This window comes from Pseudarthrobacter sp. efr-133-R2A-89, assembly GCF_030209315.1.
Lineage (GTDB): Bacteria > Actinomycetota > Actinomycetes > Actinomycetales > Micrococcaceae > Arthrobacter.
Genome location: NZ_JARVSE010000002.1, coordinates 306,825 through 331,016, shown reverse-complemented (window position 1 = coordinate 331,016; position 24,192 = coordinate 306,825). Strand labels below are relative to the sequence as shown.

The window sequence follows — 24,192 nt, the reverse complement described above, 5'->3', positions numbered from 1 at the left end:
GAGGGGCAGCCACTCCATGTCCACACTCACCGAACGCAGCCAGGCTCCCGACCACCGGCAGGCCCCCACGCCAGGCACTCACACCCCATGGCCGCATGCGCTGCGGACCGCCTTGCTCGCCGCAGCTGCCGTCTGCATCGTTCTGCTGGCCTTTGCCTGGCCGAGCGTCACCGCAAAGGTTCAGAATCTTCCTATCGCGGCGGTGGGAAGCCCAGACCAGATTTCCCAGATCACCGCCAAGGCTCCCGCCGGGAGCCTCAACGTGCGCACGGCTTCAAGCCGCGATGAGGCTTTAAAGCTCATCGAACAGCGCGAGGTGTACGGCGCGATTGTCCTGGGTGCTTCACCCGAGATCCTCGTCGCCAGTGCAGGCAGCCCGGTCGCATCGCAGGCACTGACCCAGATGGGCGCCCAGATGCAGGCCCAGATCCAAAGCCAGGCCATCGCCAAGCTTCAGGAGGCCCTCACCCAGGCGGCAACGATAGCTCAGGGCGGCCAAACGGGGCAGGCCCAGCAAGGCGCACCGGTCACGGTCCCCCAGGTAACCGTGACCGACGTCGTACCACTCTCACCTGACGACGCGCGCGGCACCGGACTCGCCGTTGCAGGCCTTCCGCTGGCCATGGGCGGCATGATCGGGGGCGCGCTCATCTCCCTCCTCGTCTCCGGGACATGGAGACGACTCGGCGCGATCCTCGCCTACGGCGTTATCGCAGGCGCTGGCCTCGCCGGAATCCTGCAGGCCTGGTTCCACACCCTCCAAGGCAGCTACTGGACGAATGCGGGCGCGATCGGACTGGGAATCGTTGCAACGGCCGCCATCATCGTGGGCCTCAATGCACTCATCGGGCAGCCGGGCATTGCGGTTGGCGCGATCATCACCCTCTTCATCGGCAACCCGCTTTCCTCACTGACCCAACCCAAGGAGTTCCTCCCCGCACCGTGGGGTGATGTCGGCCAATGGCTGGTCCCCGGCGCCTCCGGGACGCTCCTGCGCGACCTCTCCTACTTCCCCGACGCTGCCACCGCGTTCCCATGGCTCGTACTGGCCGGCTGGGCCACTGCCGGGGCGGTCCTGATCGCCGTAGGCCACTTTCGCAACGCTCCGGCCATCGCCGACATCTAGGACTGCCCGGCTCTCCACGGGAACAGGACGGACCAAACGGCTTGAAATTCCCGCCCGCGATCCTTTTGCACTAGCGTCACAAGCCGGGCTCAGTGGTTGCCCCGGGAATGCCGGATGCACAACTCGTGCAACTATTCGGAACCGTCGTCCGCTGCTTCAAGGTGCTTGGCCATGGCTTCAACTGCCTGGTTCCACCGTAGGGTAAGAGCTTGCCTGCTCAGTGGTTCGAACATGCCGGTCAGGACTTTCTCCAGCGCATCATAAGCGGCGTCTTTGACGCGTTCCTGAGCCGCCGGGCTGTAATAGTTCATACCAATGATTCGAGACTCCCCCCGCGAAGGATGGCCGCTTGCGGCCATCGGCCCTGGACCCGTCCGCGGGGGCAGCGGGCACGAATCATCAGTAGAGAGGGCGATACCGTATCGGCCAAGACCTTTTGGAGGGGTGTACTCGTGCCGCAACGATTAACCCAAGCGCCAGCATCGCCCTCACGCCGTCCCGTGATGACGGTGGTCGCGGCCGTATCGATGTTCGCTTTGGCAGGATGCGGTGCGGGTCCTGGTAACCCCGTGAATGGTCCAGGCACGTCGGCAGCGGCCCCAGCTGTTGCAAGCTCCTCACCAGCACCAGCGCCGTCCGATATTCCCGCTACGGACGCTGGTGGGCCGTCGGGGGCTGCGTTGATGGTCTGCGGCGACGAGACGCGGGGCAACATCAGCCGGATTCTGGCCCTTTCCTCCGCTCCAGGGACCACCGCATCCTGGGCGGAAAAAATCTACACCTGCACCTATGCGCTTCCGGCCGGGTCCCTCGTACTCTCTGTCAAAGAAGCAGCGGACCCGGATACCGCCCGCGCTACGTTCCAGGACCAACAGCGGACCACACCGGCTGCCGCCCCAATCGAAGGATTGGCCAACCTCGGATTCCCGGCATTCCAAACGCCCGCCTCCGCCGTCTTCGCGAAGGACAACTTCGTGTTAACCGTGGACGCGGCAGCCCTCCCGGAAACAGTGGGACCAAACCAAGTCACGCGCGCCGCGTTCGCCTACCAGGTGGCGACGACAGTCCTTGCCTGCTGGTCCGAATAGCACCGCATTCCCCGGCAGGAACTCCATGGCCGCCTGTTGGGGAGAAGAGTTTCCCGGCAGTGACCAATCCGTGATCTGGGCCACAACGAATTGCTGAAGTCACAGTCATGGGCGTGCCCATCAGGGGAGCGTTCACTGTCAACGGAGGAAACACGTCATGAAGAAATCCGCTTTCCTTATTGCCCCGGTCCTGGCCCTGGGCGCCCTCGCGCTCTCCACCAGCCCGGCCCTCGCCGCAGACAACACGATGTACCAGGCAAACCTCGCAGCTATCAACGGCAGCAATGCCTCTGGAACCGTCATGATCACCGTCAACGGCGACCAGGCCACCGTGACCGAGAAGGTTTCCGGCCTCGCTGCGATGTTCAACGGCAGCCCCTACCCGCACGTCCAGCACATCCATATCGGTGCCAAGGGAACCTGCCCGGACATGTCAGCTGATACCAGCAAGGACGGCGTCATCAGTACCACCGAGGGCGCCCCCTTCTACGGCGGGATCGGCACCACCTTGTCCACCAGCGGTGACACCAGCCCTGCTGCCGGAACCGACCTGAAGGTCGCCGGTATGGGTGCCTCCTACACCTATAACCGGACCTTCACCCTGGACGCAAAGACGGCTGATTCGCTCAAGGCCGGGACCGCCGTCGTCGTCGTCCATGGCTTGGATCCGGCAACCCTGCCCGCCGCCGCGCAAAAAGAACCCAGCGATCTGGTCCCGTCCCTGCCGCTGGCCGCTACCTCGCCGGCCCTTTGCGGGACGCTGAAGGCAATGCCTGCCGGAGCCCCGGGCACAGGCCTCGCCACCCCGGCCCCGGCCGGCCCGGACCTGGGACTCCTCGCCGCCGGTGGCGGCCTCGTCCTGGCAGCCGGCGGAGCCTACGCGCTGCGCCGCAAGATGGCAGCCTAAGGGCCGAGAAGCAAAGGGAATTTCAGGGCTCTGATGGGATCTGAAACGAGCAGCCGCCGCGGACGCCTTGTCGCGTCTGCGGCGGCCGCCATGCTCCTGGCCGGCGGCATCACCGCCATCGGCCTGGGCCTGCACGCCGAACCACCCAACCCTTCTCCAACCAGCAGGGTGACGGCTGCAGCATCATCTCCCGACCCAACGATTCAGGCGCCCCCTGCGTCGCAGGCGGCTGTGGATCCGGCAGCGACCGACCCGACCATGCTTCCCGCGCCGCCGGACGCCGCCCTGCCGGCCTCCGTCCCGGTCCGGGTCCAAGTCCCCTCCATCGGGGTCGATGCAGGCCTGATTCCACTGGGCAAGCAAGCGAACGGCGAAATCCAGACCCCCACCGGTGAACCCGGCTCTCCCGGCGGCTGGTACCAGGACTCACCCACCCCGGGCCAAACGGGGTCCGCGATAATCCTTGGCCACGTGAATGCCACCAACAGCGATGTCGGGCTGTTCTACCGGCTTCACGAAGTCACCCCAGGCCAGGACATCACCATCACCCGCGCAGACCACACAGCTGCCGTGTTCACCGTGGACAAGGTCGATGTCTACCGCAAAGCCACGTTCCCCACGATCGAGGTCTACCAAAACGCGGACCGCCCCGAAGTCCGGCTCATCACATGCGGCGGCTACAACCCCGCCACGAGGGAATACCTGGACAACACCGTCGTATACGCACACCTCACCTCCAGCCACCCCGCATCCTGATGCCTGCACCGCCCGCCCGCTCGCGGTCGGCCTCGGTCCCGGGCTCTCCGATGCCGATCCCAAAGGCCAACTCCATGAAGACCATCAAGACCAGCCAACGCCTCACCCTGACCCTGATAGGCGCGACGATCATTGGGGCCAGCGCGTGCGGAACCGCCAGCGGCACAAGTTCATCGCCGGCGTCGTCAACAGCGGCCGGATCCGCCAGCGCCTCCATGGATCCAGGCATGAACATGGGCTCCTCCCCAGTGGCTTCGGCAACACCGTCGTCAATGGGAGAGGCCAGCAGTACCGCCGGGACGGCGGCTGAGATGACGATCCACATCAAATCATTTGCCTACACCGGCGCGGACAGTGTCCTCGCAGGATCAACGGTGACGGTGATGAACATGGACAACGTGGCCCACACCGTGACCGCGGACGACGGATCCTTCGACGCAGTCGTCAAAGCCGGGACCAGCACTACCTTCACCGCCCCGGCAAAGCCTGGCACCTACACCTACCACTGCACCTACCACTCCAACATGCACGGAACACTGAACATCAAATGAGCCGCAGCTTGCCCTATCGCGGGGCCCTAAGCATACTGATGAAACACCACTGAATGAGTGCGACAGGAGACACATGAATCTCGAACAGGACCCCTATTCCCGGCTGCCTCAACTTCCAGAGTTCACGCTGTCCAGCACAGACATTTCCGACGGCGAGACGCTTCCGGTGGCGCAAGCGAGCGGCAAAATGGGAATAGAGGGGGGCAAAGACCAGTCCCCCCAGCTCACCTGGGAAGGATTCCCTCCCGAAACCCGCAGCTTCGCAGTTACCGTTTATGACCCCGACGCTCCCACCGGCAGCGGGTTCTGGCACTGGGCGGCGTTTAATCTTCCGGCATCCACCACGTCCCTGCCCTCGGGTGCGGCGGATTCCGGGCTGCCGGCCGGCGCCGTCCAGTTGGCCAACGACGCCGGCATGCGCGGTTTTGTGGGGGCTGCTCCCCCACCGGGGCACGGCGTGCACCACTATCACGTCGTCGTTCATGCCGTTGACGTCGAACACCTGGACATTCCGGCCGATGCCAGTCCTGCCTACCTCGGTTTCAACCTCTTTACCCACGCCATAGCGCGGGCCCGGATGGTGGCAACCTTCGAACAGCCCTAGCAGGCGGCCGGGCGAACGAACCAGGTCACTCCTGTGGGGCAGCCACCCAGCCCGCGGTCAGGCCGGTGACCCGGCTGCCGTCCAGGTCGGCCAGTTTGGTGGCCACGAAGTCGTGCGCCCAGGACGAGGTCTGGATCCGAAAGGCAGGCTCGGCCCCCTCCATGATGTCCAGCACCACCGCTGCAACGTCAGCCGGTTGCTGCGCGTTGCTGCTGGCGAACTGTGTGCTGGTTCGTTTCAGGTAGGCCGAGATGGCAGGGGTGTAGGAGCCGGCCGTTTCCAGCAGGGCCGGGACATCGATCCCGGCGTTCGCCACGAAATTGCTGGAGACGGCACCGGGTTCAATGACGTGCACCCCGACGCCAACGGTCCTGGCCACGGGTTGCAGGCTTTCAAGGAATCCTTCAACGGCGAATTTGGCGGCGCAATAGGCTTCGTTGAAGGGCTGGCCCACTATCCCGCCCACCGAACTGATGGTTACGACGCGTCCGCCACTCTCACGCAGGTGCGGCAGGGCGGCGCGGGTCAGGGCCACCACGCCAAAGAAGTTAACTTCCATGGCACTGCGGAAATCTTCCAGACCCAGCATTTCCACCGTACCCACCGCCGCACTTCCGGCGTTGTTGACCAGGACGTCCAGCCGGCCGTAGGAACTGATGCAATACGCAATCTCACGGTCGATGTCCGCTGTGTCGGTGACGTCAAGCCGACGAACGTCCAGGGATACTCCGGCCTCATCGGCCGCGGCCCGAAGCGCGTCCGCGCGCTGCAGGTCGCGCATGGTGGCAATGGTCGTCCAGCCTGCCCGCGCGGCCTCCACCGCGGTGGCAAGGCCTATCCCCGTGGACGTTCCGGTAATCAGCACCACACCCTTGGCCGGCGTAGGTGACGGGGCAACGTTCTGTTCGCTCACGGGCGCTCCTTGGTGCTGCTGGTGCTTGGGCCATTGGATGCCTTCAGTTTCTCCGGCGTCCCCGGATCCAGCAAGGTGCAGGCTGCCTTACCCCTTCCGCTCCGCCCGGTACGCGCTGGGGCTGACCCCGTGCAGCCGGCGGAACTGGCGGGAGAAGTAGAACTGGTCCTGCAGCCCCACCTCGCGGCCCACCTGCGCGATAGTCAGGTCCGTGGTATCCAGCAGGTGCCGCGCCCGCGCCATTTTCAGGGCCGTGTGGTGTGCCAGCACTCCCCCGCCGGTCGCTTCCCGGAACAGCTTGCTTAAGTGCGACGACGAGATACCCACCAGCGCGGCCAGGTCAGCCAGCCGGATGGCGCCGTCCGCCCGTTCCTCCAGGTAGTTCATGGCCTGCTGCAGCGGCGTCCCCTTCTCCGGAACCCGGCGGTCCACGGCCAACGTGGCCAGCAGCTTCCATGCCATTCCTGCCGTGGCAACCAGGCGGGCGGGTGACTGGTCCTTCTCAAGGGCGCTGACGATCTCATCCAGCATCGCTGTCAGCCGGTCTGCCGCCACCACCGGAACAATGCACCGGCCGGGCCTGACCCCGGCTCCCTCAACCAGCTCCGCCGCATCCGTTCCGCGGACGTGGCACCACCAGATCGTCCATGGATCATCCGCGGCGGCCCCATACGCGTGGGCCTCGCCCGTGCCGCCGGGAAGGACGACGGCGGTCCCCTTGCCGACGTCGGTCCGCGCACCGGCGGTTTCCACCCACCCGCGTCCGTCAACGCACAGGATGACGATGGTTTCGTCCGCACCCTGTGGCCGGTAGCGGCCATGGTCCGCGGCGGCGGGAAATAATCCTGCGTCGGTGACTACCAGGCGCCGGGTGATGGGACGGTTGAGGGCTTCGAGGACCAAGGGCCGGGGAACCACCACCAGCCGCTGGTTCTGGAATCCATGCGCCCGTTCCACCTGCGTCCCCTCCGTCACGAAACGTCCATCCTACGACGGCGGGTGGGCTCGGCCCAGGTCTTCCCGCCAATCGGACCAGCACACCAGCTGCACCCTTTCAACGGCAAGCAAGTCCCCCGATGTGGCGTCCCGCAGGCGCTGGGCCGCGGCGGGCAGCCCCACCGCGGCATCCTTGGAAAGCGGCAGGACCTGGAGCAAGACCTCCGAGCCGGCGCGGATGCCGGCATCACCGGTGTCGATGACCCACGCCGATCCGTCCCAGAAGCGGTCGGCCACCACCCGGCCGTCCACGAGCAGCCGGGCAACGTCACCCGCCCAGGTGATCTCCAGCTCGGTGGACGCACCGCCGGTGGCGGCGTCCGTCGTCGGAAGTTCAAGCCTGTACTCCGCGGAGAGCTCCGCCATCGCTTCCCGGCCCGGCGCGGCAGCCCGGCCCGCCAGCGAGCCGAAGGACGCCGGAATGGCGGCGGCAGCGCGGACCGGCACCAGGGGAACGTCGCGGCGGGCAGGTGCCCTCAACTGCACCGCGGCAGATACAGCCTCAAACCGCCCGGTTTCGCGTGCATACCGCCGGACCGAGGGCGCGCCCAGCGAGCGGCCCGCCAGCAAGCCGCCGGCGTCAATCCACACCGGTTCGGCGGACAGCACCAGCTCCCGGCCGCGCGGCGTCTCCAGCACCCACGCCTGGTCCGCCAAGGAAGCGGGGAGGACCAGGATCTTCAAAGCACCCCCGGAACCCGTCGCCGTCACCGGAGCCAGGGAGGGGCGGACAGCCCAGGTATTCCCGCCCAGCGGAGCAGCCTCACCTTCCAGCACCGCTCCCTCCGGCAGGCTCAGCCGCGGTTCGATGCCCGCTTCCGCGGCGAGCACCAGCGTCGGCAGTCCCCCGGAATCGAGCACTGTCAGCGCGGACGCCGTGGCCCAGAGCAACCGGACGCCCCCAACCTCCAGGTTCACCGGCCAGGCGGCGATGGTGCCCGGGGGGATGTCGACCGGCACGTCCGGAACCGTCACCGGCCCATCTGCCAAACCCAGGCGGAACCGCGCCCCACTATATGCCGGAAGCGGTATATGCGGCTGGTGCCAAGTAAGGAACACAAAGCCGGACGTCCCGTCGGAGCGCAACGCCCAGCGCAGCGTCTCCGTGTCCTCCACGCCGGACGGCTCCCGGTCCGGCAGCGTGGACGGCATCGGCGCCAGGAGCTCCCCGAACGCGGCGAGGAACGCGTGCTGCCGGCGCAGCAGGGCAAAGCCCGGCGCCAGCCGGCCGGATGCGCCGATGGGCGCATGGAAGTCGTAATCGAACTCCGGGAGGTCGTTCGGGTAGCCCGTCGCCTGGGTCTCCTGCAGGCCGGCCGCGGGATTCGTCCCGCCGGCGAACATGTAATAGCCCTGCCAGCCGGAGCCGCTGCCGATCTTGTTGTTGGCCACGGCCGCCACGTCCTTGCCCCCTGGCCATGGCCGGCGTTGATAGGCCGTGGCCATGCCGCCGGTCAGCTCGCAGGTGGCCGCCGGATAAAGGCCGGAGGTGGGCCGGGCCGGCGCGGCCTCGTTTCCCGACAGGTGTTCGCGGAGGTCGGCCCCGATGCCGGGATCGTCCCACTGGTGGCTGAAGAAGTAGTGCTGGCGGAACGTCGGATCCCACGGCGCGCCGGCATCCACCCAGAATCCGTCCCCGTAACCGCCGAAGACCGGCAGCACCTCGGCCTCGGGCAGGTCCGCCCCGCCCCACGCGGTCGCGGTCCAGAGGGGGGCGCCGAGCCCGGCCGCCCGGGCCAGCTCCTTCAACCGGGAAAGATGGGCCGGCTGGTCGTAGAGCTCGTTTTCCAGCTGGATGCCGATCACGTTGCTGTCCGGCCCGCACAAGCCGCGCAGTTCGGCCCCCAGCCGGTTGTACCAGCGCTCCACCATGACCAGGTAGGCCGGATCATTGGTGCGGTGGCGGACGGGGGCCGCCTGCACCCAGTCCGGAAAGCCGCCGTTGCGGACCTCGCCGTGGGCCCAGGGCCCGATGCGCAGGACGACGTCCAGGTCCAGCGCGGCACAGAGCCGGACGAACGCCGCAACATCGAGGTTGCCGTCAAAGCGCGGATCACCTTCCACCGGCTCGTGGTGGATCCAGAAGACGTAGCAGGCCACGACGGTGATACCGCCGGCTTTCATCAGGCGGAGCCTGTCCTCCCAGCGGTTCCTGGGCAGCCGGCTGAAGTGGATTTCCCCGGAGACCGGGATGGCCGGGCGTCCGCCACACTCCAGGTAGTGGTTGGTGACCCGCCACCTGCCGTGCGGATCCTCGGTGTTGCTCATGGCCGGCCGCAGCAAGGCGTTGTTGTGCGGCCGGTGGGTGGCGGTCAGGAGGTCAAGGGCCGTGTTCGGGGAGGGCATGGCGGCGTCTTTCAGGTCACGGGTGCGGTACGGATCAGGTGGTTCATGCGGCGCTGCCAGTCTTCGTCAGCCCACAGGGGGTGGTGCGGCGCAGCGTTGGAGCACAGCACCATGCCCCACACGCCGTGCTCCAGGGCGGTGCGGATGCCGTGTTCGGCGAGGTCGCGCCCCACCGGCCCCTCCTCGAAGGTGCCCAGCAGCGGTGTATAGCCGATCCAGCCCTCGCCCACCACCGCGGGAACGTCCTTCCAGCGGGCCCACGCGGCGATGGCGGTCACCCGCGATTCAATCTCACGCCGCATCACTTCCCGGTAAGGCCCGTATTCGTCGTACAGCCAGGTGTCCCAGGCATCGGGATCGATCCAGTCGTAGCCGTAGAACATCTGGCCGGTGACCACGGTGGCTAGGTACTTCCATTCCGCCAGGCGGCCATACTCCGCGAACGACGGAGCGCCAGGCTTCAGCAGAGCCCGCAGTGCCCGGTTGGGAAACCCGCCGCTCCCTTCGGAACGGATGTCGATCTGCTGCTGGAGGGCGTCCAGCGCCCCGTAGCTGTACACGTGAAACTGCGCCGCACCCAGGCCATCGGGCAGCGTATGCATGGCAAGGTGTGGCGGCTTGCCGTAGCTGGCCGTGATCAACAGGTCCGGATGCAGCGAGCGCAGCCGCGCCACCTCACCACTGCCGTTGGCGAGCGGCGGGAGGATGGAGAAGTCCACCTCGTTGTGCAGCTCCACCAGGGCGATGCGGTCCCGGTACCCGGCATCTGACACCTCGCCGATCAGCCGGTCCCAGGCGTCGGCCAGGACACGGTACCGGCCTTCCAGCGGGACGGCGTCGATGGCTTCGAACCATTCCGGCGATTCTGCGAAGGCGGGTGACTGCTGGTACTCCCAGCTGGCCAGGACCACCACCAGCCCGTGCCGGGCGGCGGCCTCGAACAGGTCCAGGAGCCGGGTCCGCAGGTTGATCCGGTACCCGCCGGGAACGTCATACCAGCGGGTCCCCCTGCCGTATATCCCGCCGTCGGGCGCCGTTCCCAGTCCTTCGATCACCAGGTCCTCCGCGAGCGCCTCCAGCCCCAGCCCGCCATGGAGCAGCAGCGGCGCAGCGCAGATGCGGACGGCGTTGTATCCGAGCCCGGCGGCCCGTGCGCAGGCGGCGTCCAGGTCCGCGTAGGGTCCGCCCGCCTCGGCGCGGGTGTACCAAGAGAAGTCCCAGAGGCTGATGGCCAGGCGGGGCGGAAGGTGCGACGGCGGTGCGCCCGTCAGGGAGCGCGTGTCGCCGTGCACCGTGCCGGACCCGAGGTAGCGGGGTTCTTCCGTCACGGGGCACCGGTTCCTTCCAGCTGCGGCTTGCGGGTCAGCAGGCGGCCCTGCCCGGCCAGGTCCCGCAGTGACGCAGCCGCCGTGCGGCGGGACGCCGCGGTGTCGGTGGCGAACAGCAACAGTTCCGGCAGCGACGTGGCGAAGTAATCGGGCTCGGCGGGGGCTTCTTCCAGTTCGTCGGCCCGTTCCTCCAGCCTGCGCCATTCGTCCTCGGCGTCGCCACCCCTGCCCAGGCGGGACATGGCGACGCCGCGCCAGTAGTCGGCCGGGCCGGGGTCAACTGCCAGGGGGCCAGCCTGCCTGCAAGCCCGAGTCCAGGCCTCCACCGCGGCCTGAGTGTCCCCGGCACGTTCCAGCGCATCGCCGAGCGCCACGAAGCGTTCAGCCATGCTGTCCCGGGGATGCCGGCCTTCGCCCAGGTTCGCGGGCGCTTCGATGCCTGTGCGCAGCAAGCTGGCGGCCGCCGTCGGGTCCTGCTCCATCAACGTCCGCGCATGCTGCACCGCTGCCCGGTCGTAGGCGGCAAGCACCAGGCCCTCGCCCCCCTCGAACGGCTGGAACGTGCGGGATCCCAGGAGCACCAGGGCCTCCTGCGGCCGCCCCACGTCGGTCAGCAGGTTGGCGTAGAGGACGGCAAGATCATCCCGCGCCAGGACGGCCGGTCCATGCTGCTCGATGGCGGCGAGCCGCTCCTTCGCAGGCAGCCCGCGCAGCTCCGACAGGACGGACCGTTCGAAGACGAGCCGCGCGTCATCCGGGCTCAGTTCCAAGGCCCGGGCAAAATACGCATCAGCGGCGGCGGGGTCGCCACCGGTATTAACCGTGGCCAGCGCAGCATTGCGCCACACCACGGGATCGGCGGACCCGTGGATCATCGCTTTCTGCAGGTGGCCCAGAGCATCCTTGGTCCGTTCCGCGTCAAGCAGCCAGCAACCCAGCAGCCCGTGCGCAACGGGGTCACGCGGGTCGGCTTCGAGGGCCCGGTGCAGCGCATCGAACTCGTCCAGGCCGTACGGGAAGGCATGCGTGGTGTCCGCCCGCCGCGCCTTTGTCCGTTGCGCGGCAGCTTCCTGCGGGTCCAGCAGTTCTTCCAGCCAGCCGGCGCGGAGGTAGTGGCGGATGGGCGCGGGGTTGCCGAAGGCCGGGTCAGCACCTGCGGGCGGCGCACTTTCGGTCAGGTCAAGGGCGAGCTGCCACTGGCCTGCGCGGGCCAGCCAGCAGGCGACGGCCAGGCCGGTCTTGGGGTCTGCGACGTCAAGGGATCCGGCGAGCGAGAGGGCCACGGGATCGAGTGGATCCATGGCCAGGATGTCCTGCAGCAGCCGGGCGCTGTCAGCCGTGCGGCCCAGGTTTTCCAGGGCCAGGTACCGGAGATGCCTGGCTTCCGGGCTGATTGATTCCAGGGCCAGCGCGGCATCGGCATGACGGAGCGCGGTGGCTGGCTCACCTTCCCGGAGGGCCAGCCGGGCCAAGGCCAGGCGGGCAGGGTGCGCCCAGGCCCTGTCCCAGGCGGCCTTCCCGAAGCGTTCACGGGCCTCATCGAGCCGGCCCGTTCGTTCCAGGACCAGGCCCAGCCGGTAGCTTGCCTCCCCGCTGGGAGGGTTCAGGTTGCGGCCGGTCAGCCGGTCCAGGGCGGATTCAAGGAGTTTCCGGGCCCCGGCATAGGCCCCGGTCCGGTACTGGGTGGCGGCAAGGGCGGTGGCGGCGCGGGAATCCCCGGGGTCCCGGCGAAGCATCTCCTCAAGGTAAGGCTGGGGCCTCCTGGTGGGGTGCCGGTTTTGGGCCAGGTGGGTTGCGGTGACATGGAGCTCGTCAGGGCTTTCGATCTCCCGCGGAGGCGCTGGTTCGGTGGCTGCCCAGGGCTCTGCGGGACGGTCCGTTGGCTGCCGTGGGGTCCAGGAGATGAGTTCCCTGGCGCCGTCCATGACGCTGAGGGTCAGGTCCGTTTCCTCGGCCGGGGCGGGTAGCTGAACCGTGGCGGTGAAGGGCCGGTCCGGGGACAGTCCGGCGGTCCACGTGTGGAGTGTTTCGCCATGCAGGGCCAGGACCACCGTGGCATTTTCGGTATGGCCCGTGCCGGCAACACCCACCGTGGCGGTCCGGCCGGCGTCGTCAAGGGAAAGCGCGACGGCGGCCTCCAGGTTCGCCTGGTGCGCCGGGCCGATGTGCCGGATGGGGTACCAGTACTGGCTGAAGGTGCGCGTCTCGCCGGGGGCGAGGTAGCTGAAGTCCGGCTGGTTGTCGGTGAAGACGCCGGCCATCAACTCAACGTACGGGCCGTCGTCGTCCGTGAGGTGCTTGTCCCAGGCCTTGCCCACGGAACCGTTCCCCCACGTCCACTGTTTCTTGCCGGGCGCAATGCTGCGGTCCGCCCAATGGACGAAGCCGGCTTCGGCGTCGTGGTCGTATCCGCCGAAGAAGCTGTCAGCCGTGTCTGTGACCATGTAGGACGTAGGGACGGGGATGTTGGCGTAGAAATCGAGCCGGTCGGCATCCGGGGTTCCATGCTGTCCGGCGAGCGCGGGGTAGTCCACGCCGTAGTAGGGCCCGTCGGCGCGGGGGAAGGCCGTGATGGCGCGACGCGCATGGTCCGCCACGTGGGACACGTCGGTGGGGAAGAAGGACTGGTAGTTCCCGTGCACGCGGGCGGCGGCATTCGCCCACCACAGGAAGGTTTGGGGCTCGTCAGTGCGGTTGTGGAGCCGGGCCTCCACCTCGATGAGGGAGCTGCCTGGCCGGAGGCGGACGCCATGGGTTCCGCGCATCCGCTGCAACGGGTCCAGGTCCGTGTGCCAGGCGGTGACGCTGCCATCGCCGGCATGCTCCACGGCGGTTTCCACGGGCAGGAACGTGCCGGGCCGGTGGTGCTGGGGCCAGTTGAATTCCACCCCGCCGGAGATCCAGGGCCCGGCCAGTCCCACCAGCCCGGGCTTGATCACGTTGTTCCTGTAGAAGACGTCATAGCCTGCGGTCTTGTCATATCCCACGTGGATGCGGCCGCCGATTTCGGGCAGCAGCATCAGGCGGACGTACCGGTTTTCCAGGTGGATGGCCTGCCACAGCCTGGGCTTCCTGTCCGGTTCGATCCTGTCGATGAACGGCATGGGGTACACCTTGCCGCTGGAACCCTGGTACACCCGCCGGTCAAGGAACAGCGGATACCGGTCCGGCTCCCCTGGCGCGTAGGTGTCGATAAGGACGGGTTCGCTCCAGCAGGCCACGCCGCCTGCATCCAGGATGTCCTGCTGGTCCTGCGGCGCATCGGGCAGCACAATCCTGCCCGGCTGGGTAAGTTCGTTGGTCACCCCCCAAGGCTATGAAGGGGCCCTAGGCGGTGGCCATGGCAAAAACGCGCAGTTATATGGACGATCGTGTACGCACCCGATGAGCCTACAGCGCCAGACGCGCCCCGTCCCCGGCGGGATGTACCGACGGGATGACCGGCAGGGACCCGGTGAGGGCTTCCACCACAGCGAGCTGGCCGGTGCCGTCCGGAACCCCCGGGTACTGGACCTGCGCCGGTTCGAGGGAGGGGGCTGGGTCTTCCTGCCGCATCCGGACCAGCGCCACCGCGGAGATCAGGAACCAGGCCACGTTCGTGACAACGGACGGCCAGGCCCCGTGCAGGGTTCCGTTGATGATGAAGGCAACGGAACCGAACAGGTTGGCCGTCTGGAAGCCCTTGCCTGCCTTCAGCCAGCCCATGGAAACGGCCAGGTACGCACTGAGTATCGCAACCGCGCCTGCCCAGCCGGCAATTTCCCACAGCAGTTCCATGGCGTCCTTCCAAGGTGGTGCCTGCGCAGTATCCGGGCAGGGCTCAAGATGGTGAATCAAGGTTTGGTTTCGCCGCGTGCCGGACCCGCAGGACCGCTCACATCCAGCTCTGCGTTGCCTCAAGCCCTGTTCGGGCGAGGACCTCATACGCTGGCCGGCGGCATAATCATACCCCGCACCCCGCGGCACTTTTGACGCCCGTTTCCCCGCCGCCGAGGAGGGTGGACAAGACCCCCGCGGCGTAGCACGATCGGAGCTGTGACCAGCAGTCCAGCCGCCGATCCCTACCTCCGGGAACTCACCCAACTCCGCCGTGTCAAGGACCGGATGGACCGGGAGTACGCGCAGCCGCTGGACGTCGAATCCCTCGCCAGGGACGTCCACATGTCCGCCGGCCACTTCAGCCGCCGATTTAAGCTCGCCTACGGGGAATCCCCGTACAGCTACCTCATGACCCGCCGCATTGAGCGCGCCATGGCGCTTCTCCGCATGGGGGACCTCAGCGTGACGGACGTGTGCTTCGCCGTCGGCTGTTCCTCGCTGGGGACGTTCAGCACCCGCTTCAGCGAACTGGTGGGGATGCCGCCCAGCGTCTACAAGCAGGAGGCAGCGAACTCGACGGCGGGGATTCCGGCATGCGTGGCGAAGCAGGTCACCAGACCGGTCAGGAATCGAGAAGCGCCCGCCCCTGAGCCGTTACTAGCATGACTGCCATGGACATCAACATTTCCTCAACTTTCCTTCCCGCCACCGATCCCGACGCCTCGCTGGCGTTCTACCGCGACGCCCTGGGCTTCGAAATCCGCAACGACGTTGGCAGGGGGACCATGCGGTGGATCACCGTGGGACCGTCCGGCCAGAAGGACGTCTCCATCGTCCTGCATCCACCGGCGGTGGACCCCGGCATCACCGACGACGAGCGCCGCACCATCGCTGAAATGATGGCCAAAGGCACCTACGCCACGATCGTCCTCTCGTCCCCTGACGTGGACGCGGCGTTCGCCAAGGTGGAGGCGACCGGCGCGGACGTCGTGCAGGAACCCATTGACCAGCCCTACGGAATCCGCGACTGCGCCTTCCGCGACCCGGCCGGCAACACCGTGCGCATCAACCAGCAGCCTTAGGCATATAACCAGCAACGTATATAACAGACGACGCCGCGGGAGGCTGCCAACGCAGCCTCCCCGCAGTGCCGCCCAAGACACAGGGGGACACCTTGAGCACCGACACCAGCACCGACGCCGCGCACACCGAAATGCATCTGGCCGACAGCCACGACCTCATCCGGGTCCAGGGCGCACGGGAAAACAACCTCAAGGACGTCAGCCTTGAGCTGCCCAAGCGGCGGCTTACCGCGTTCACGGGAGTATCCGGCTCGGGCAAGAGCTCCCTGGTGTTCGCCACCATCGCCGCCGAATCGCAGCGCATGATCAACGAGACCTACAGCGCGTTTGTCCAAGGCTTCATGCCCAGCCTGGCCCGGCCGGACGTGGACCGGCTGGAGGGGCTGACGACGGCGATCATCGTGGACCAGGAGCGCATGGGCGCCAACCCGCGGTCCACCGTGGGTACCGCCACTGATGCCAACGCCATGCTGCGGATCCTGTTCAGCCGGCTGGGCCAGCCCTACGTCGGGCCGCCCACCGCCTTTTCCTTCAACGTGCCCACCCGCAAGGCCAGCGGCGTCATGAGCACCGAAAAGGGCGGCCGGGTGGAAAAGAACGTGGTCCGCCAAGTGACCTACCTCGGCGGCATGTGCCCAAGGTGCGAGGGCATGGGCAACATCAGCGACATCGACCGGACCGCCCTGTACGACGATTCGAAGTCCCTGGCCGAGGGCGCCCTCACCGTCCCCGGCTACTCCATGGACGGCTGGTACGGCCGGCTGTTCGAGGGCATGGGCCTGCCCATGGACAAACCGATCGCGACGTTCACGGCGAAACAGCTGGACACGATGCTGTACGCCGAGCCCACCAAGATCAAGGTGGAGGGCGTCAACCTCACCTTCGAAGGGATCATCCCCAAGATCCAAAAGTCCATGCTGTCCAAGGACGTGGAGGCCATGCAGCCGCACGTGAAACGGTTCGTGGAACGGGCGGTCACGTTCGCCACCTGCCCGGACTGCGGCGGCACGCGCCTCACGCCGGAGGTGCTCGACTCACGGATCAACGGCAAGAACATCGCGGACCTGTGCACCATGCAGATCAGCGACCTCGCGCACTGGATCCGCGGCCTGGACGAGCCCACGGTCCGCCCGCTCCTGGCCGGGCTGCGGGACCTCCTGGACTCCTTCGCGGAGATCGGCCTGGGCTACCTGTCACTGGACCGTCCCGCCGGCACCCTCTCCGGCGGCGAAGCGCAGCGGACCAAGATGATCCGGCACCTAGGCTCGTCCCTCACCGACGTCACCTATGTCTTCGACGAGCCAAGCATCGGCCTGCACCCGCACGACATCGAGCGGATGAACACGCTCCTGCTGCAGCTGCGGGACAAAGGCAACACCGTCCTGGTGGTGGAGCACAAACCGGAGATGATCGCGATCGCCGACCACGTCGTCGACCTCGGTCCGGGCGCCGGTGCCGGCGGTGGTGAGATCGTCTACGAGGGCGACGTCGACGGGTTGCGTGCCAGCGGCACCATCACCGGGCGGCACCTGGGTGACAAGTCCCGGCTGAAGGACTCCGTCCGGGCGGCCCGCGGCGCGCTGGAGGTCCGCGGCGCCTCCACCAACAACCTGCGCGACGTGGACGTCGACGTGCCGCTGGGCGTGCTGTGCGTGGTGACGGGCGTCGCCGGATCCGGCAAGAGCTCCCTGATCCACGGCTCATTGGCGAAGCGTGACGGGGTGATCGTCATTGACCAGGGCGCCATCAAGGGGTCCCGGCGCAGCAATCCGGCCACCTACACCGGGCTGCTGGAACCCATCCGCAAAGCCTTCGCCAAGGCCAACGGGGTCAAGCCCGCGCTGTTCAGCTCAAACTCCGAGGGCGCCTGCCCCACCTGCAATGGCGCCGGCGTGATCTTCACCGAACTCGGCGTCATGGCCACGGTGGAGTCCACCTGCGAGGAGTGCGAGGGCCGCCGGTTCCAGGCCGCCGTCCTGGAGTACACCCTGGGCGGGAAGAATATCGCCGACGTCCTGGACCTGTCCGTGGACGCGGCGCTGGCGTACTTTGCCGACGGCGAGGCCAGGACGCCCGCGGCGCACAAGGTCCTGGAGCGGCTTGCCGATGTCGGGCTGGGCTACATCACCCTGGGCCAGCCACTGACCACGTTGTCCGGCGGCGAGCGCCAGCGGCTCAAGCTCGCCTCGCAGATGGCCGAGGCCGGGGAGATCTACATCCTGGACGAGCCCACGGTGGGCCTGCACCTGGCCGACGTCGAACAGCTCCTTGGCCTGCTGGACCGGCTGGTCGACGCCGGGAAGTCCGTTATCGTCATCGAGCACCACCAGGCGGTCATGGCGCACGCGGACTGGATCATCGACATCGGACCGGGAGCCGGGCACGACGGCGGCTCGATCGTTTTCGAGGGTACGCCGGCGGATCTGGTGGCCGGCCGGGCCACGCTCACCGGGCAGCACCTGGCGGCATACATCGGAGCTTGATGCGGGCGGTGCCGGTGGTTGAGCTTGTCGAAACCTAGCTTCGCTGGAGCTGCCCGAGGAAGGACACGGTTGCTGCAGCGATCTGCTGCTGGGCGGCCTGCCGGCTGATGCCGGGTTCGCCGTCGCCGGGCTGGGCCCCGTAGTCGCCAAAGAACGCGTGCACCCCGCCCTGGACCGCGGCGAACTCCGTATCCACGGGGAGGAGCTCCCGGGACGCCTGGATCTTGGCGGGGGTGCTGAGTCCGTCCTGGCTGCCGGAGACGGACAGGACGGACAGTCCGGTCCGCCCGCGGAGGGATTCGATCGGGTAGGAAGCGTAGAGAACAAGCCCGCTGACATCGGTGTTGGCCAGGGCGAAGGACGACGCTGACACCCCGCCGAGTGAGTGGCCGCCCACGGCCCACGTCCTGATGTCCGGGTTGTCGGCCATGGCGCTCCTGGCCTGGCTTCCGTCCAGCAGGCTGAGCCCCAGCGGTTCCTTCAGGATGACCACCCGGTACCCGGCCCCCACGGCGGGGGCAAGGATGTCCTGGTACGCCTTGGCGTCAACCCGGGCACCAGGGTAGAAAACCAATCCCTTGGTAGCAGTCCTGCCCTCCGGTGACAGGGTGATGGCGGTGGCCGACTCCGTGACGGCGAGGTCCGACGTCGGGCCCGCCTCAGCTGCCTGGCCCGGCTGGTAGGCGAAGGGGCTAAGCCAGGCCAGGCCGGCCGCGAGCGCCAGCACGGCGATCCTGCCCGCCCAGGCACCGACGGCCCGGACACGGGAGCGCGGCCGCGGAACGTCGCGCCGCAGCCACAGCAGGATGGCCCAGACGACGCCGGCCGCAGCGGCCGCCAGCAGGAGGCCAGGAAGCAGGGGGTGTCCGTCCAGGACCGCGGGATTGCCGGCCAGCATCCACGCGGGAACCAGGATGAGGGCGGCGGCACAGGCCACCGACGCCCAGAAGAGGACGGTCCTGTGCCTGGCGGGCAGCACCCGGGCTGCGGCTGGTGAGGTATCCATGGGTCTGATCTTTCCACTGGGCGCCCGGATTGTGGTGAACGGCATACGCTGGCGGTATGGCTGAAAGCTTCCGGTACGACGTCGAGATCCTGCACCTGCTGGTGTCCCCCGCGCACGCCTACTTCGGCCGTGCCCGGGACGGTGCCGCCGATGTTCCGACCGAAGATGCTGCGCAGGCTGAGGTGGTGGCCGGGAAGGGCATCGTGGGTGACCGGTTCTTCGGCAAGGCCGCCCACATGGACGCCGCGGTGACCCTGTTCGCCGTCGAATCCCTTGAGGCGATCGCGGCCGAGCTGGGCTCGCAGCCGTTCGATCCCCTGCTGACGCGGCGGAACGTGGTGCTCCGCGGGGCGCAGCTGGCGCCGCTGCTGGGACACGATTTTGCGCTGGAGTCCGGCGGGGACGTGGTGGAGTTCCACGGCGGCAGGCATGCCCAGCCCTGCGCGTGGATGGACGGGATGCTCGCCCCGGGCGCTCACCCGGCCATGCTGGGCCGCGGCGGCATCCGGTGCCGGGCCGTGACCGGCGGGTTCCTGCACCGGGGCCCTGCCGTGCTGGTCAGTCCGGTGCCGCTGGATCCAGGCCGGGCCGGGGAGTCGAGTTTCCTGCGGCCGTCGCGGCTTCCCTAGTTACGCGGACGACGGCGTCACGCACGGCACGCTTTCGGCCCACCATAGGTGGGGAAGCCCCGGAAACCCGGCCCACCGCCGTCGTCCGCTGCCTGAAAGCGTGCCCCGCGTGACGCGGGTACGGCCTAGCTGGCTTTTTGCCCCTCGAGGTCCTCGAGCGACTTGCCTTTCGTGTCCGAGGACATCAGGGTGGCCACCGCGGACACCAGGCAGATCCCCAGCGTGGTAAAGCCGATGGTGAGCGGCACGTTGGTGGAACCGGGAGGAGCGATCGCAGTGAAGATGCTCGGGAAGAATGAAGCGATCATCAGCCCGATGTTCTGCGAGACGGCGAAGCCGGTGACCCGGATCCGCATGGGGAACTGCTCCTGGAAGAACGTGGCGAACGTGGCGTTCCACATCTGGAAGAAGATGCCCTGCACGATCACGACGCACACGAAGACCAGCGGCAGGCTGTTCTGCTGGATCGCCCACAGGTACCCGGTGACCAGCACGCCGCCAATGACGCCGCCGGCCGCCATGAGCATCCGCCGGCCGATCCGGTCGGACAGTGCACCGAAAAACGGAATGGTGATCACGGCAGCGATGTTGGCCACCAGGGTCACCCACAGGAACTCGCTGCTGGAGAAGCCGTTGCCGTAGCCCTTCTGGGTGGCGTAGGAGACGCCGAAGATCAGCGTGGCCATGCCGATCACGTTGGTGAACGTCATGGCGACGCAGCGAACCAGGACGCCGGGGCGGGTGCGGAGGAGTTCTATGAGCGGGAAGCGCTGTTTGGCCGGGGTCGCTCCGGACTGCGCGGCGTACGCAGGGGGTTCGGTCACGCGGCGGCGGATCAGGTACCCGGCCAGGATGACGACGGCGCTGAGCAGGAACGGGATGCGCCAGCCCCAGGAGCTGAACTGGTCCGCCGGGAGGAGGGCGGCGAGCGGGAGCAGGACGGCGGTGGCCAGGATCGAGCCCACCTGGGTGCCCTGGAGGCTGAAGCTGGCGAAGAACCCGCGCTTTGCGTCAGGGGAATGCTCCACGATCATGGCGCTGGCACCGCCCAGTTCACCGGCAACGGCGAAACCCTGGATGAGCCGGAGGATCACCAGCAGAGCAGGCGCCAGGAGGCCCACCTGGCCGTACGTGGGGAGCAGGCCAACAGCGAACGTCGCGAAGCCCATGAGCAGCATCGCGAAGACAAGCACTTTCTTGCGGCCGTGCCGGTCACCATACGCGCCGAGCACCACGGCGCCGATGGGACGGGAGACGTAACCGACGGCGTAGGTGGCCAGGGAGGCGATAATGGCGACGGTCGGGTTCCCGGACGGGAAGAAGATGGCGGGAAAGACCAGGGTTGCCGCCAGGGAGTACAGCGCGAAGTCGTAGTACTCGAGGGCGCTTCCGATCCAGCCGCTCATCGCGGCCTTCCTGGGGTCCCTAACGCCGGCTCCAGCCCCTTGGCTGGTGAGGGGCGCGCGGGTTGGGGTGGTGCTCATGTGCTTGTCCTTCGTCTTCATTGGCAAGGAACCGGAACCGCTGGTGGGCAATGTTCAGGGTTTGATGTGCTGCGCCGGAGCCGGACCGGGGCAGGAGCGGCAACTCTTGAATCGATTCATCCAATATAGAAGGTGATGCGGATAACGTCAACGGCAAGCGCTATCCCGGCGGGCCGGGGCGCCCTGGAAAGGAGCCCTGCTACCTGCTGGCGTGATACGCGGCGGCCATGTCCTGCTTGGCGCGGCCCTGGTCCGCCACCCGGTCAAGCCGGGCGGCAGCGGCCTCGGCTCCGTCGAGTTTCAGGCCCTCAGCTGCGGCGGCATCGACAATGAGGTGGGCGTCCTTGCGGGCGGTGTCCACGGCGAAGGACGCCGGTTCCAGCCCGTCGTCAAGGATGAGTCCCATCTTGGTGCGCAGGTAGGGCAGGTCCAGCGGACCGCCGTCGAGCACGTTGAGGAACTGCCCGGGATCGACGCCCAGCGCCCGGGCAAGCGCCACCACCTCGCCCGCGGCGTTGGAGGCGGCAATGACCCAGCTGTTGACCACCAGCTTGAGCCGGGCAGCCGAACCCTTGGCGGGGTCGTCGCCGGTCCAGATGGTACGGGCGCCGATGGCATCGAGGACCGGCGCTACGCGGGGGCGGATGGCTTCGGGGCCGGCGGCGAGGACCAGCAGCTGGCCCGCCTCGGCGGGGGCGCGGGTGCCGGAGACAGGTGCTTCCACCAAGTCCAGGCCGAGGTCGGCGGCCAAGGCGGCGAGAACTGGAACGTCCTGCACTCCCACGGTGGTGGACTGGATCCAGGCCGTGCCGGCGCGAATGCCGGGAGCCGCCTGCCGCATGACCTGCACCACCGCGGCGGCGTCGTACAGCATGGTGAGGACAACGTCGGCGGCTTCCACCGCTTCGGCAGGGCTGGCCGCCCGCAGGGCACCTTCGGCGGCGAGCGGCCCGGTTTTGGCCGCGTCCCGGTTCCACACCGACACCTTATGGCCGGCCCGGAGGAGGTTGCGCGCCATGGCAGCCCCCATGATTCCGGTCCCCAGCACCGCCACGCTCATCCTGTTGTCCATGCGTCCATTCTCCTGACCCTGCCCTGCTCTCAGGGCAGACGAACAGCAGGTACCCATGCCGGGATGAGCCCAAACGCGGGAGAATGCGCGTCACATACGGGAGAGGCGCCGCAGGATTGGCGGCAAAGAAGTGGCTACCAGGCCTGGTGTTCCCGGGTGAGGCCGAAGGGGACCGTCTCGCTGAGGGCAACGGTGAATTTGTCCACGCCGTGCCGGGTGACGAGGATACCGTGCCGCTTGCCGGTGAGGGCGTGGGCCTTGGCGGCTGCGACGGCGGCGTCGAGTTCGCTGTCCATGCTCTGGCGGTCGGACACGGTGAGGGTCAGGGGGAAGTTCATGGAATGGTGCCTTATGTCTTTCGTGGGGTTGGGGTGGTCATACGACGCCCTGCGCTCCCCCTGGCTGCATAGGCGGTGGGCACTCACGTGCCTCGCACCATGGTGCCTGAGCAAATAAGTGCCAGCAACTTTAGATAAAGGCCGCAGGTCAGGCGCGTGGAGTCCGGGGCTTGTCCTGACAATTATTGGCGGAGATGCGCCGTGAATTAGAGTTGAACGGGACTGGAACCCGAAATCCAAGGCCTCCAATCTCCATGAGACCCGCTTCGGGGCATGACCCGAGCCATTTTGCGCCGCCGCTGACTGTGCAACGACCTGACAAGGAATCCGCCATTTCCACCGACGCTCTCTTCGGCAACCTCACCCGGATCCGCGACGTCATCCTCCCGGCGAGGGTGCGTACGGCGTTGAACAGCGGGCGCGGGCTGCTGGGCGGTTTCATTGTGGTGCACCTGGTCTTCCTGGTGTTCGGCGCCTCCTTGTCCCTGCGCGGCGAGGCCTTCAGCGACACTTTCATCTACCGCGAGTGGGCCATGGCCGGCTTCAACGACGCGAACCTCTCCGGCGGCCCCAGCCCCTGGGTCTACCCCATCCTGGCCCTGATCCCCATGGCCATCGCGGGCGTGGCAGGGCCGGGCCCGTTCTTCTTCCTCTGGGTCCTCATGACCACGCTCCTCAACGGCTGGGCGCTGCTGAAACTCACGGAGCGGGGCCGCAACACCAATGCCATCCCCGCCGGCTGGTGGTGGCTGGCATTCACGTTCCTGATGGGCTGGTTGGGATTCGCCCGCGTGGACGGACTCACCGCCCCGCTGGTCCTGGTAGCCCTGGCGTACGGGGTCCAGCGCCCGTTCGTGGCCTCGGTCCTGCTGGCCATCGGCACCTGGGTGAAGGTGTGGCCCGCAGCCATCATGCTTGCCCTCTTCGCGGTGGTAAAGAACCGCCTGCTGGTGGTACTGGCAGGAATCGCGACGACGGCGGGCGTCGTGGCGCTGGCGGCCGCCCTGGGCAGCGTCCCCAAGCTCCTGAACTTCCTCACGCAGCAGGGCGACCGCGGCATGCAACTCGAGGCCACCTTCACCACCCCTTGGCTCTGGCTGTCCGTCCTGAACGCGGGCGGTTCCCGGATGTACATGAACACGGACATCAACTCCATGCAAGTGGACGGCCCGGGCACCGCCACCATGTCCGTGCTGATGCAGCCGCTCCTTGTCCTGGCCGCCCTGCTGGTGGCAGGCCTGGCCTTCTGGGCGCTCCACAACGGCAAGCAGCACAAGGTGGCCGGCGGTGTTGACCGCACGGAACTGCTTCTCGCCGGCGCCCTCGCCCTCGCCGCCGCCTTCGTGGTCTTCAACAAAGTGGGCTCCCCGCAGTTCATGGTGTGGCTGGGACCCGCCGTCGCCGTCGGCCTGGCCCACAGCTGGCGCGAATGGCGCGTTCCGGCGGCGATGCTGATCGCCATCGCCGTGGCCACGTACTTCATCTACCCGCTGTTCTACGACGCCCTCAGCCACAACAACCCGTGGATGGCCCTCGTCCTGACCATCCGCAACGTCCTGCTCGTGGTCCTGTTCCTGTGGAGCGTCCGGCGCCTGTACTCCCTGGGCAGGAAGACCGCAGCACCTGCCCCCGCGCTCAAGGAGACCTGAAATTTCCACGAGGTT

General features: G+C 67.7%; 23 protein-coding genes. 11 read left to right on the top strand and 12 right to left on the bottom strand.

The genetic code is table 11. The features are described 5' to 3' along the window. The first annotated feature begins 16 nt into the window (after positions 1-16). Positions 17-1,126: an ABC transporter permease gene (locus QRM95_RS04280; RefSeq protein WP_285246594.1), complete on the top strand. Its 1,110-nt coding sequence runs from the start codon at positions 17-19 to the stop codon at positions 1,124-1,126. A 131-nt stretch (positions 1,127-1,257) separates the two neighbouring features. Here QRM95_RS04280 and QRM95_RS04275 read toward each other — a convergent pair whose 3' ends face one another. Beyond that, the gene (locus tag QRM95_RS04275; RefSeq protein ID WP_285246593.1) at positions 1,258-1,437 is read right to left on the bottom strand and encodes a hypothetical protein; all 180 of its coding nucleotides are present in this window, start codon (positions 1,435-1,437) and stop codon (positions 1,258-1,260) included. A 372-nt stretch (positions 1,438-1,809) separates the two neighbouring features. Between QRM95_RS04275 and QRM95_RS04270 the strand changes: the two genes are divergently transcribed. The 3 genes from QRM95_RS04270 to QRM95_RS04260 all read left to right on the top strand — a co-directional run bounded on the left by QRM95_RS04270 (position 1,810) and on the right by QRM95_RS04260 (position 3,877). Further along, entirely contained in the window at positions 1,810-2,214 is a 405-nt protein-coding gene (locus QRM95_RS04270; RefSeq protein ID WP_285246592.1) for a hypothetical protein, read from the top strand. Between the two features lie 157 nt (positions 2,215-2,371). Further along, entirely contained in the window at positions 2,372-3,121 is a 750-nt protein-coding gene (locus QRM95_RS04265) for a hypothetical protein (RefSeq protein WP_285246591.1), read from the top strand. Between the two features lie 33 nt (positions 3,122-3,154). After that, a complete protein-coding gene (locus QRM95_RS04260) occupies positions 3,155-3,877 on the top strand; it encodes a class F sortase (protein ID WP_285246590.1) in 723 nt (240 codons plus the stop codon). On the opposite strand, the gene QRM95_RS04255 is transcribed toward QRM95_RS04260, so the two are convergent. Then, complete coding sequence (locus QRM95_RS04255; RefSeq protein ID WP_285246589.1) at positions 3,852-4,202, bottom strand: hypothetical protein; 351 nt, start codon at positions 4,200-4,202, stop codon at positions 3,852-3,854. The genes QRM95_RS04260 and QRM95_RS04255 overlap by 26 nt on opposite strands. Here QRM95_RS04255 and QRM95_RS04250 point away from each other — a divergent pair. Next, a complete protein-coding gene (locus QRM95_RS04250; RefSeq protein WP_285246588.1) occupies positions 4,189-4,428 on the top strand; it encodes a cupredoxin domain-containing protein in 240 nt (79 codons plus the stop codon). The two genes, QRM95_RS04255 and QRM95_RS04250, sit on opposite strands and share 14 nt — an antisense overlap. A 73-nt stretch (positions 4,429-4,501) precedes the next feature. Beyond that, positions 4,502-5,032 (top strand): YbhB/YbcL family Raf kinase inhibitor-like protein, encoded by a 531-nt coding sequence (locus QRM95_RS04245; protein ID WP_285246587.1) that lies wholly within the window; start codon positions 4,502-4,504, stop codon positions 5,030-5,032. Between the two features lie 25 nt (positions 5,033-5,057). Here QRM95_RS04245 and QRM95_RS04240 read toward each other — a convergent pair whose 3' ends face one another. From QRM95_RS04240 to QRM95_RS04215, 6 genes are all read right to left on the bottom strand, one after another. Then, the gene (locus tag QRM95_RS04240; protein ID WP_285246586.1) at positions 5,058-5,945 is read right to left on the bottom strand and encodes an SDR family oxidoreductase; all 888 of its coding nucleotides are present in this window, start codon (positions 5,943-5,945) and stop codon (positions 5,058-5,060) included. An 87-nt stretch (positions 5,946-6,032) separates the two neighbouring features. Continuing rightward, a complete protein-coding gene (locus tag QRM95_RS04235; protein WP_285246585.1) occupies positions 6,033-6,920 on the bottom strand; it encodes a helix-turn-helix domain-containing protein in 888 nt (295 codons plus the stop codon). 12 nt (positions 6,921-6,932) lie between these two features. After that, positions 6,933-9,287: a beta-galactosidase gene (locus QRM95_RS04230; RefSeq protein WP_285246584.1), complete on the bottom strand. Its 2,355-nt coding sequence runs from the start codon at positions 9,285-9,287 to the stop codon at positions 6,933-6,935. An 11-nt stretch (positions 9,288-9,298) separates the two neighbouring features. Then, the gene (locus tag QRM95_RS04225; RefSeq protein ID WP_285246583.1) at positions 9,299-10,615 is read right to left on the bottom strand and encodes a cellulase-like family protein; all 1,317 of its coding nucleotides are present in this window, start codon (positions 10,613-10,615) and stop codon (positions 9,299-9,301) included. Further along, a complete protein-coding gene (locus tag QRM95_RS04220) occupies positions 10,612-13,920 on the bottom strand; it encodes a DUF5107 domain-containing protein (protein ID WP_285246582.1) in 3,309 nt (1,102 codons plus the stop codon). Before QRM95_RS04220 ends, QRM95_RS04225 begins: the two co-directional genes overlap by 4 nt. Positions 13,921-14,005: 85 nt before the next feature. After that, a complete protein-coding gene (locus QRM95_RS04215) occupies positions 14,006-14,392 on the bottom strand; it encodes a CBU_0592 family membrane protein (RefSeq protein ID WP_285246581.1) in 387 nt (128 codons plus the stop codon). A 258-nt stretch (positions 14,393-14,650) separates the two neighbouring features. On the opposite strand from QRM95_RS04215, the gene QRM95_RS04210 reads away from it, so the two are divergent. The 3 genes from QRM95_RS04210 (at position 14,651) to QRM95_RS04200 (ending at position 17,999) form a co-directional block, all read left to right on the top strand. Next, complete coding sequence (locus QRM95_RS04210; RefSeq protein WP_133831393.1) at positions 14,651-15,100, top strand: helix-turn-helix transcriptional regulator; 450 nt, start codon at positions 14,651-14,653, stop codon at positions 15,098-15,100. Next, a complete protein-coding gene (locus QRM95_RS04205) occupies positions 15,097-15,516 on the top strand; it encodes a VOC family protein (protein ID WP_285246580.1) in 420 nt (139 codons plus the stop codon). The genes QRM95_RS04210 and QRM95_RS04205 overlap by 4 nt, the downstream gene beginning before the upstream one ends. 92 nt (positions 15,517-15,608) lie before the next feature. Further along, positions 15,609-17,999, top strand: a complete 2,391-nt coding sequence (locus tag QRM95_RS04200; protein ID WP_502934930.1) for an ATP-binding cassette domain-containing protein — start codon at positions 15,609-15,611, stop codon at positions 17,997-17,999. Positions 18,000-18,033: 34 nt separating this feature from the next. Here QRM95_RS04200 and QRM95_RS04195 read toward each other — a convergent pair whose 3' ends face one another. Further along, positions 18,034-19,005, bottom strand: a complete 972-nt coding sequence (locus QRM95_RS04195) for an alpha/beta hydrolase (RefSeq protein WP_285246579.1) — start codon at positions 19,003-19,005, stop codon at positions 18,034-18,036. Between the two features lie 56 nt (positions 19,006-19,061). On the opposite strand from QRM95_RS04195, the gene QRM95_RS04190 reads away from it, so the two are divergent. After that, the gene (locus tag QRM95_RS04190; protein ID WP_285246578.1) at positions 19,062-19,634 is read left to right on the top strand and encodes an MOSC domain-containing protein; all 573 of its coding nucleotides are present in this window, start codon (positions 19,062-19,064) and stop codon (positions 19,632-19,634) included. 125 nt (positions 19,635-19,759) lie between these two features. Here QRM95_RS04190 and QRM95_RS04185 read toward each other — a convergent pair whose 3' ends face one another. The 3 genes from QRM95_RS04185 to QRM95_RS04175 form a co-directional block, all read right to left on the bottom strand. Beyond that, positions 19,760-21,118 (bottom strand): MFS transporter, encoded by a 1,359-nt coding sequence (locus QRM95_RS04185; protein ID WP_285246577.1) that lies wholly within the window; start codon positions 21,116-21,118, stop codon positions 19,760-19,762. A gap of 199 nt (positions 21,119-21,317) precedes the next feature. Next, the gene (locus tag QRM95_RS04180; protein WP_285246576.1) at positions 21,318-22,190 is read right to left on the bottom strand and encodes an NAD(P)-dependent oxidoreductase; all 873 of its coding nucleotides are present in this window, start codon (positions 22,188-22,190) and stop codon (positions 21,318-21,320) included. Between the two features lie 134 nt (positions 22,191-22,324). Further along, positions 22,325-22,528: a hypothetical protein gene (locus QRM95_RS04175; RefSeq protein WP_285243371.1), complete on the bottom strand. Its 204-nt coding sequence runs from the start codon at positions 22,526-22,528 to the stop codon at positions 22,325-22,327. A 305-nt stretch (positions 22,529-22,833) separates the two neighbouring features. Here QRM95_RS04175 and QRM95_RS04170 point away from each other — a divergent pair, with 305 nt between their 5' ends. Continuing rightward, complete coding sequence (locus QRM95_RS04170) at positions 22,834-24,177, top strand: glycosyltransferase family 87 protein (RefSeq protein WP_502934929.1); 1,344 nt, start codon at positions 22,834-22,836, stop codon at positions 24,175-24,177. Positions 24,178-24,192: the final 15 nt, after the last annotated feature.

Excerpts from the sequence above, each read along its gene's own strand:
- QRM95_RS04280 (WP_285246594.1), top strand. The coding sequence starts at position 17 with ATGTCCACACTCACCGAACGCAGCCAGGCTCCCGACCACCGGCAGGCC.
- QRM95_RS04275 (WP_285246593.1), bottom strand. The coding sequence starts at position 1,437 with ATGAACTATTACAGCCCGGCGGCTCAGGAACGCGTCAAAGACGCCGCT.
- QRM95_RS04270 (WP_285246592.1), top strand. The coding sequence starts at position 1,810 with ATGGTCTGCGGCGACGAGACGCGGGGCAACATCAGCCGGATTCTGGCC.
- QRM95_RS04265 (WP_285246591.1), top strand. The coding sequence starts at position 2,372 with ATGAAGAAATCCGCTTTCCTTATTGCCCCGGTCCTGGCCCTGGGCGCC.
- QRM95_RS04260 (WP_285246590.1), top strand. The coding sequence starts at position 3,155 with ATGGGATCTGAAACGAGCAGCCGCCGCGGACGCCTTGTCGCGTCTGCG.
- QRM95_RS04250 (WP_285246588.1), top strand. The coding sequence starts at position 4,189 with ATGACGATCCACATCAAATCATTTGCCTACACCGGCGCGGACAGTGTC.
- QRM95_RS04255 (WP_285246589.1), bottom strand. The coding sequence starts at position 4,202 with ATGTGGATCGTCATCTCAGCCGCCGTCCCGGCGGTACTGCTGGCCTCT.
- QRM95_RS04245 (WP_285246587.1), top strand. The coding sequence starts at position 4,502 with ATGAATCTCGAACAGGACCCCTATTCCCGGCTGCCTCAACTTCCAGAG.
- QRM95_RS04230 (WP_285246584.1), bottom strand. The coding sequence starts at position 9,287 with ATGCCCTCCCCGAACACGGCCCTTGACCTCCTGACCGCCACCCACCGG.
- QRM95_RS04215 (WP_285246581.1), bottom strand. The coding sequence starts at position 14,392 with ATGGAACTGCTGTGGGAAATTGCCGGCTGGGCAGGCGCGGTTGCGATA.
- QRM95_RS04205 (WP_285246580.1), top strand. The coding sequence starts at position 15,097 with ATGACTGCCATGGACATCAACATTTCCTCAACTTTCCTTCCCGCCACC.
- QRM95_RS04195 (WP_285246579.1), bottom strand. The coding sequence starts at position 19,005 with ATGGATACCTCACCAGCCGCAGCCCGGGTGCTGCCCGCCAGGCACAGG.
- QRM95_RS04190 (WP_285246578.1), top strand. The coding sequence starts at position 19,062 with ATGGCTGAAAGCTTCCGGTACGACGTCGAGATCCTGCACCTGCTGGTG.
- QRM95_RS04185 (WP_285246577.1), bottom strand. The coding sequence starts at position 21,118 with ATGAGCACCACCCCAACCCGCGCGCCCCTCACCAGCCAAGGGGCTGGA.
- QRM95_RS04180 (WP_285246576.1), bottom strand. The coding sequence starts at position 22,190 with ATGGACAACAGGATGAGCGTGGCGGTGCTGGGGACCGGAATCATGGGG.
- QRM95_RS04175 (WP_285243371.1), bottom strand. The coding sequence starts at position 22,528 with ATGAACTTCCCCCTGACCCTCACCGTGTCCGACCGCCAGAGCATGGAC.